This is a genomic window from Phycicoccus elongatus Lp2 (assembly GCF_000367525.1).
Classification (GTDB): Bacteria; Actinomycetota; Actinomycetes; order Actinomycetales; family Dermatophilaceae; genus Phycicoccus_A; species Phycicoccus_A elongatus.
This window is the reverse complement of record NZ_HF570956.1, coordinates 858,055-864,178: the sequence shown is the minus strand read 5'-3', so window position 1 is coordinate 864,178 and position 6,124 is coordinate 858,055. Positions and strand designations below refer to the sequence as shown.

The 6,124-nt window shown below is 67.5% G+C and carries 6 protein-coding genes; 5 read left to right on the top strand and 1 reads right to left on the bottom strand.

The features are described 5' to 3' along the window. Together BN10_RS04130 and BN10_RS04125 are read left to right on the top strand one after the other, a co-directional pair. On the top strand, positions 1-2,029 hold a 2,029-nt coding region (locus BN10_RS04130), incomplete at its 5' end, for an ATP-dependent Clp protease ATP-binding subunit (protein WP_084310910.1). Between the two features lie 162 nt (positions 2,030-2,191). Further along, positions 2,192-2,680: an ATP-grasp domain-containing protein gene (locus BN10_RS04125; RefSeq protein WP_010849905.1), complete on the top strand. Its 489-nt coding sequence runs from the start codon at positions 2,192-2,194 to the stop codon at positions 2,678-2,680. Positions 2,681-2,749: 69 nt separating this feature from the next. Here BN10_RS04125 and BN10_RS04120 read toward each other — a convergent pair whose 3' ends face one another. Beyond that, positions 2,750-3,331: a hypothetical protein gene (locus tag BN10_RS04120; protein WP_010849904.1), complete on the bottom strand. Its 582-nt coding sequence runs from the start codon at positions 3,329-3,331 to the stop codon at positions 2,750-2,752. A gap of 160 nt (positions 3,332-3,491) precedes the next feature. Here BN10_RS04120 and BN10_RS04115 point away from each other — a divergent pair, with 160 nt between their 5' ends. The 3 genes from BN10_RS04115 to BN10_RS04105 all read left to right on the top strand — a co-directional run bounded on the left by BN10_RS04115 (position 3,492) and on the right by BN10_RS04105 (position 6,121). Further along, positions 3,492-3,995 (top strand): amino-acid N-acetyltransferase, encoded by a 504-nt coding sequence (locus tag BN10_RS04115; RefSeq protein WP_010849903.1) that lies wholly within the window; start codon positions 3,492-3,494, stop codon positions 3,993-3,995. A gap of 117 nt (positions 3,996-4,112) precedes the next feature. Continuing rightward, the gene (locus tag BN10_RS04110; RefSeq protein WP_010849902.1) at positions 4,113-4,658 is read left to right on the top strand and encodes a gluconokinase; all 546 of its coding nucleotides are present in this window, start codon (positions 4,113-4,115) and stop codon (positions 4,656-4,658) included. Continuing rightward, a complete protein-coding gene (locus tag BN10_RS04105) occupies positions 4,655-6,121 on the top strand; it encodes a GntT/GntP/DsdX family permease (protein ID WP_010849901.1) in 1,467 nt (488 codons plus the stop codon). The genes BN10_RS04110 and BN10_RS04105 overlap by 4 nt, the downstream gene beginning before the upstream one ends. Positions 6,122-6,124: the final 3 nt, after the last annotated feature.

Below are 6,124 nucleotides of genomic sequence, written 5' to 3'. Positions count from 1 at the left end.
CGGCCCGGCCGAGGGCACGCCCGCCGGTTCGCTGGTCCTGGACCAGTTCGGCCGCAACCTCACGGTCGCCGCCCGCGAGGGCAAGCTCGACCCGGTCATCGGGCGCGAGAAGGAGATCGAGCGGGTCATGCAGGTGCTGTCCCGCCGCACCAAGAACAACCCCGTCCTCATCGGTGAGCCCGGCGTCGGCAAGACCGCCGTTGTCGAGGGCCTGGCACAGGACATCGTGCGCGGCGACGTGCCCGAGACCCTCAAGGACAAGCAGCTCTACACCCTCGACCTCGGCGCGCTCGTGGCCGGCAGCCGCTACCGCGGTGACTTCGAGGAGCGGCTCAAGAAGGTCCTCAAGGAGATCCGCACCCGCGGCGACATCGTGCTCTTCATCGACGAGATCCACACCCTCGTCGGTGCCGGTGCGGCCGAGGGCGCCATCGACGCGGCGAGCATCCTCAAGCCGATGCTGGCCCGCGGGGAGCTGCAGGTGGTCGGCGCGACCACCCTCGACGAGTACCGCAAGTACATCGAGAAGGACGCCGCCCTGGAGCGCCGCTTCCAGCCCATCCAGGTCATGGAGCCGACGCTGGCGCACGCCATCGAGATCCTCAAGGGCCTGCGCGACCGCTACGAGGCGCACCACCGGGTGTCCATCACCGACGGTGCGCTCGTCGCCGCCGCGACGATGGCCGACCGCTACGTCAACGACCGGCACCTCCCCGACAAGGCGATCGACCTGATCGACGAAGCCGGCGCCCGCCTGCGGATCAAGCGGATGACCGCTCCGCCGGACCTGCGCGAGTTCGACGAGAAGATCCAGTCCGTCATCCGGGAGAAGGAGTCGGCGATCGACGGGCAGGACTTCGAGAAGGCCGCCCGCCTGCGTGACGACGAGAAGAACCTGCGTGCCGAGAAGTCCCGCCGTGAGTCCGAGTGGCGCAATGGCGACATGGACGTCGTCGCCGAGGTCAACGAGGAGCTGATCGCCGAGGTCCTGGCCGCCAGCACCGGCATACCGGTCTTCAAGCTGACCGAGGAGGAGTCCAGCCGCCTGCTCCACATGGAGGACGAGCTCCACAAGCGCGTCATCGGCAACAACGACGCGATCAAGGCGCTCTCCCAGGCGATCCGACGCACCCGCGCCGGCCTCAAGGACCCGCGTCGCCCGGGCGGCTCGTTCATCTTCGCCGGCCCCACCGGCGTCGGGAAGACCGAGCTCGCCAAGACGCTCGCCGAGTTCCTCTTCGGGGACGAGGACGCGCTCATCTCGCTCGACATGAGTGAGTACTCCGAGAAGCACACGGTGTCGCGGCTCTTCGGGTCACCTCCCGGTTACGTCGGCTACGAAGAGGGTGGCCAGCTCACCGAGAAGGTGCGCCGTCGCCCCTTCTCCGTGGTCCTCTTCGACGAGGTCGAGAAGGCCCACCCGGAGATCTTCAACAGCCTGCTGCAGGTGCTCGAGGATGGCCGCCTCACCGACTCCCAGGGTCGGATGGTCGACTTCAAGAACACCGTCATCATCATGACGACCAACCTCGGCACCCGCGACATCTCCAAGGCCGCCATGGGCTTCTCCGCCGGGCCGGACACCCGCTCCGACTACGACCGGATGAAGGCCAAGGTGACCGACGAGCTCAAGCAGCACTTCCGGCCTGAGTTCCTCAACCGGGTCGACGACACGATCGTCTTCCCGCAGCTCTCGCAGGAGGAGATCGTCCAGATCGTCGACCTCGAGATCGCCAAGCTCGACAAGCGCCTCAAGGACAAGGACATGGGCCTCGAGCTCACCCCGGCCGCGAAGAACCTCCTCGCGACCAAGGGCTACGACCCGGTCCTGGGCGCGCGGCCGCTGCGTCGCACGATCCAGCGCGAGATCGAGGACACCCTCTCGGAGAAGATCCTCTTCGGCGAACTCACCTCCGGCCAGATCGTCAAGGTCGACGCCGAGGGCGAGGGCAAGGACGGCATCTTCACCTTCGAGGGTGCCGCGCAGGTCCGCGAGATCGACATCCCGATGGTCGTCGGCAACGACTGACCGCACCACGCCACCCCCCGTTGCGTCCGGCAAGGGGACGTCATGGCAACCACATTGCCGGACACAAGCAGGGCCTACAGGTATGCCGCCCGCTCACGTGAACCCCACACTTGAGCGGGCGGCATACCTCTTTTGGGCGCCGCTGACGGGTAGGAAGGGGGGATGGAGCACCAGGCGGTGGTGGAGTTCGTCGGGCCGTGGACCGGGCCGCTCGTCGCGACGTCGGTGCACGCCGGCCACGACCTGCGCCCGGAGATCGCCGCCGCAATGACGCTGCCCGAGGCCGATCGCTTCCGCGAGGAGGACCCCTTCACCGACCTCATCGCGAGCGCGGTCGAGTCTCGGATGGACGTGCGCTCCAACATGTCGGTGGGCGGCAAGGCCGCCAAGGCCAGGGTCACCGACGACATGCTCCACATGGTTGACGTCGTGCGACCGAAACTGGTGGCGGACGGGATGTTCCTCGTCGGGCTCGACATCGTCGGCGACAAGCTCATGGAGATCAACGTCTTCTCCCCCGGGGGCCTCGGGAGCGCCCAGAGCCTGGTCGAGGTCGACTTCGCGCCGATCATCATCGAGGAACTCGAGCGCAAGGTGCGCATCCGCAAGCACAACCCGGGCCTGGACAACCGGAGCCTGGCCACGAGCTGAGCCCAACGGCATACGTCCGCGCCTTCCGTCGCTGTGGCAACGAAGGGCGCGGACGCAGTGAGTGGTGGGTCAGGCGGTGGCGGGTGCGTTCGCCGAGGCCGCCGCGGTCTTCGCGTGGCGGAAGCCGAGGAGCGCGAGGACCAGGAAGAGCACCGCGGCGGCGAAGGCGCCGATGGCTGCGTAGCCGGCGATGGTCCCCATGGTGGCGAAGGCGTAGCCGTAGAGGAGCAGGCCGCGCAGGGTGCTGCCCATGAAGAGCGACTGGCGGAGGTTCATCAGGGCCTTGGTCTCGGGGGCGTCAGGGGCGGTCTTGTTGGCCGCGAGCGCCTTGCCGGAGACGACCGAGTAGGTTTCGCCATTGGACGACGCGTTCATGTGGGCCAGGATGTAGTGGTCGGCGTAGGCCTTGGCCTGCGAGCCGTTCTCGAGCTTCTGGCCGATGAACGGGGTGAGGGCGTCCTTGTCGGCCTGGTTCTCCAGAGCGTCGATGCCCTTCTGGTCCGGCATCGTGATGTCCTGCGCCAGGAACTGGGTCTTGACCTCGTTGTCGACGAAGTTCGAGGCCCAGGTGAGCAGGCCACCGGCGACCAGCATGACGGCGGCGAGGCCGAGGCCGATCCACGAGACCAATTTGTCGAGTGTGCTGCGCATGGGGTTCTCCTCCTTGATTCCTTCTCCCCATTCTGGGGCTCGGTTCAATTCTCCTACCTCGCGTAGTAGTTGAAGGCCAAATCATCTGTCTACTACGCCACATAGGAGATCCTTGGTTGACGCCTGCCCCCGGCGCAGCCCAGCGTCGTAGAGTGCGGCGGTGACCTCCGGCCTCCGTGTGCGCCCTGCCCGCACCAGCGACATGCGCGCCATCCGAGCCCTCGTCTCCCCCCTCGCCGAGCGGCGGATCCTGCTCCAGAAGGAAGCGGTGGCCTACTACGAGGCGACCGGCGACTTCGTCGTCGCCGAGCTCGACGACCGGATCGTCGGCTGTGGTGCCGTCCACGTGCTCTGGGAGGACCTCGCCGAGATCCGCACCCTGGCCGTCACGGACGAGGCCCTCGGTCGCGGCGTCGGCACGGCCATCCTCGACGCCCTCGTCGAGCGCGGCCGCGGTCTCGGGGTGCGGCGGCTCTTCTGCCTGACCTTCGAGACCGCGTTCTTCGAGCGGCACGGCTTCGAGGCGATCGAAGGCCAGGCCGTCTCCCCGGAGGTGTATGCCGAGTTGTTGCGGTCCTATGACGAGGGAGTCGCCGAGTTCCTCGACCTCGAACGCGTCAAGCCCAACACCTTGGGCAACACCCGGATGCTCAGGGTGCTCTGATCACGTCCCCCGCGTAGGCCGTGAGCTGACCGCGGGCGGCGCGACCACGGCATACGCGGGGAAAGTCGTCCACGGCCGGGCGCGCATTCGGGGCCTGCGAGCAATAGTGACGACGTCATGTCTGACGTCGTGGTGGTCATGGGCGTCTCCAGCGTCGGGAAGACAACCGTCGCCAAGGGACTGTCCGCGCTCATGGGCTGGGAATTCGCCGAGGGCGATGCCTTCCACCCGCAGGCCAACATCGACAAGATGCACGCGGGGACACCGCTGACCGACGACGACCGGTGGCCGTGGTTGCGGTTGATCCGGGACTGGATGGCGGAGGCGATCGATGAGGGACGCAGCGCGGTCGTCACCTGTTCGGCGCTGAAGGTGTCCTATCGGGATGTCCTGCGCGAGGCAGGTTCGCAGGTGCGCTTCCTCCATCTCGTGGCGCCGGAAGTGCTCGTCGGTGATCGGATGGCCCACCGGGAGGGGCACTTCATGCCGACGTCCCTGCTGCACAGCCAGTTCGACACCCTCGAGGCGCTCACGGCCAAGGAGCTCGAGCACGGCAGCACCGTCGTGTCCGTCGAGGGCACCCCACCCCAGGTCCTCGAGCGCTGCATGAACGCGCTCGGCCTCTCCGCCCCAGCCGATATCGAGGAAGGTCACCGCGCATGAGTCTCACCGCCACCTTGACCAGCGCCTGGTCTGTTGCCCTGCCCTTCGCTGATGCCCAGCCCAAGCTCACCGACGCCGGCAACACCCAGTTGCTGCTGGCCGCGTTGGCCGGGATCGCCGCCGTGGTGCTGCTCATCAGTTGGGCCAAGTTCCACCCCTTCCTCGCCCTGATCATCGGTGCCGCCGTCATGGGTGGTGTCGCAGGAGTGCAGCCCGCCGACATCGTCACCAGCTTCACCAAGGGCCTGGGCAGCACGACCGGATCGGTCGGCCTGCTCATCGCGCTGGGGGCGATGATCGGCAAGTTGCTCCAGGACTCGGGAGGGTCAGAGACGATCGTCGACCGGTTGATCGGTGGCGTGAGTCCCCGACGGCTGCCCTGGATGATGGCGCTGATCGCCTTCATCCTCGGGATCCCGCTGTTCTTCGAGGTCGGCGTCGTCCTGCTCGTGCCGGTCGTCATCCTCGTCGCCCGCAAGCTCGACCTGTCCCTGATGAAAGTCGGCATCCCGGCCCTGGCCGGCCTGTCGATCCTGCACGGGTTCGTGCCTCCGCACCCCGGGCCGCTCCTCGCGATCGACATCGTCAAGGCCGACCTCAGCACGGTCCTGCTCTACGGCTTGGTCATCTCCGTGCCCACGCTCATCGTGTCCGGTCCGCTGCTGGCGCGCTTCGTCGACCAGTGGGTCCCGGTGCACGCCTCGGGGGCACCCGGTGGCTCCGATGCCGGACCGACCCACACCCAGACCCACTCCCAGCCCCAGACCAGCGCGTCCGAGGCACCTCGCCTGACGAAGCGACCCGGCTTCGTCCCCGCCGTCCTGTCGATCACCCTTCCGGTCATCCTCATGCTCCTGCGCGCGATCGGCGAGCTGACATTGGACGAGGAGAACGGCGTCCGCAAGTTCCTCGAGTTCCTGGGCACCCCGGCGGTCGCTCTGCTGCTCGGAGTCCTCGTCTCGATGTTCTTCCTCGGCTTCCGCACGGGGATGAACAGGAGTCAGGTCGAGAAGTCGGTGGGCAGCGCGTTGCCCGGCATCGCCGGCATCCTGCTCATCGTGGCCGCCGGTGGCGGCTTCAAGCAGATGCTCGTCGACGCCGGCGTCGGTGCGGTCATCGGTGACCTCGCCAAGGGGTCGGGCTTGTCCCCCCTGATCCTCGGTTGGTTGATCGCGGTCGGCATCCGCCTGGCCACCGGCTCGGCCACGGTCGCGACGATCACGGCCGCCGGGATCGTCTCCCCTCTGGCAGCGGGGCTCGACAAGCCCACCCTGGCCCTGCTCGTGCTCGCCGTCGGCGCCGGCTCGCTCTTCTTCAGCCATGTCAACGACGCCGGCTTCTGGCTGGTCAAGGAGTACTTCGGCCTGACCATCGGTCAGACGATCAAGTCGTGGTCGGTCATGGAGACCGTGATCTCGGTCGCCGGGCTGATCTTCGTCCTGCTCTTCAGCCTCGTCGTCTAGGGC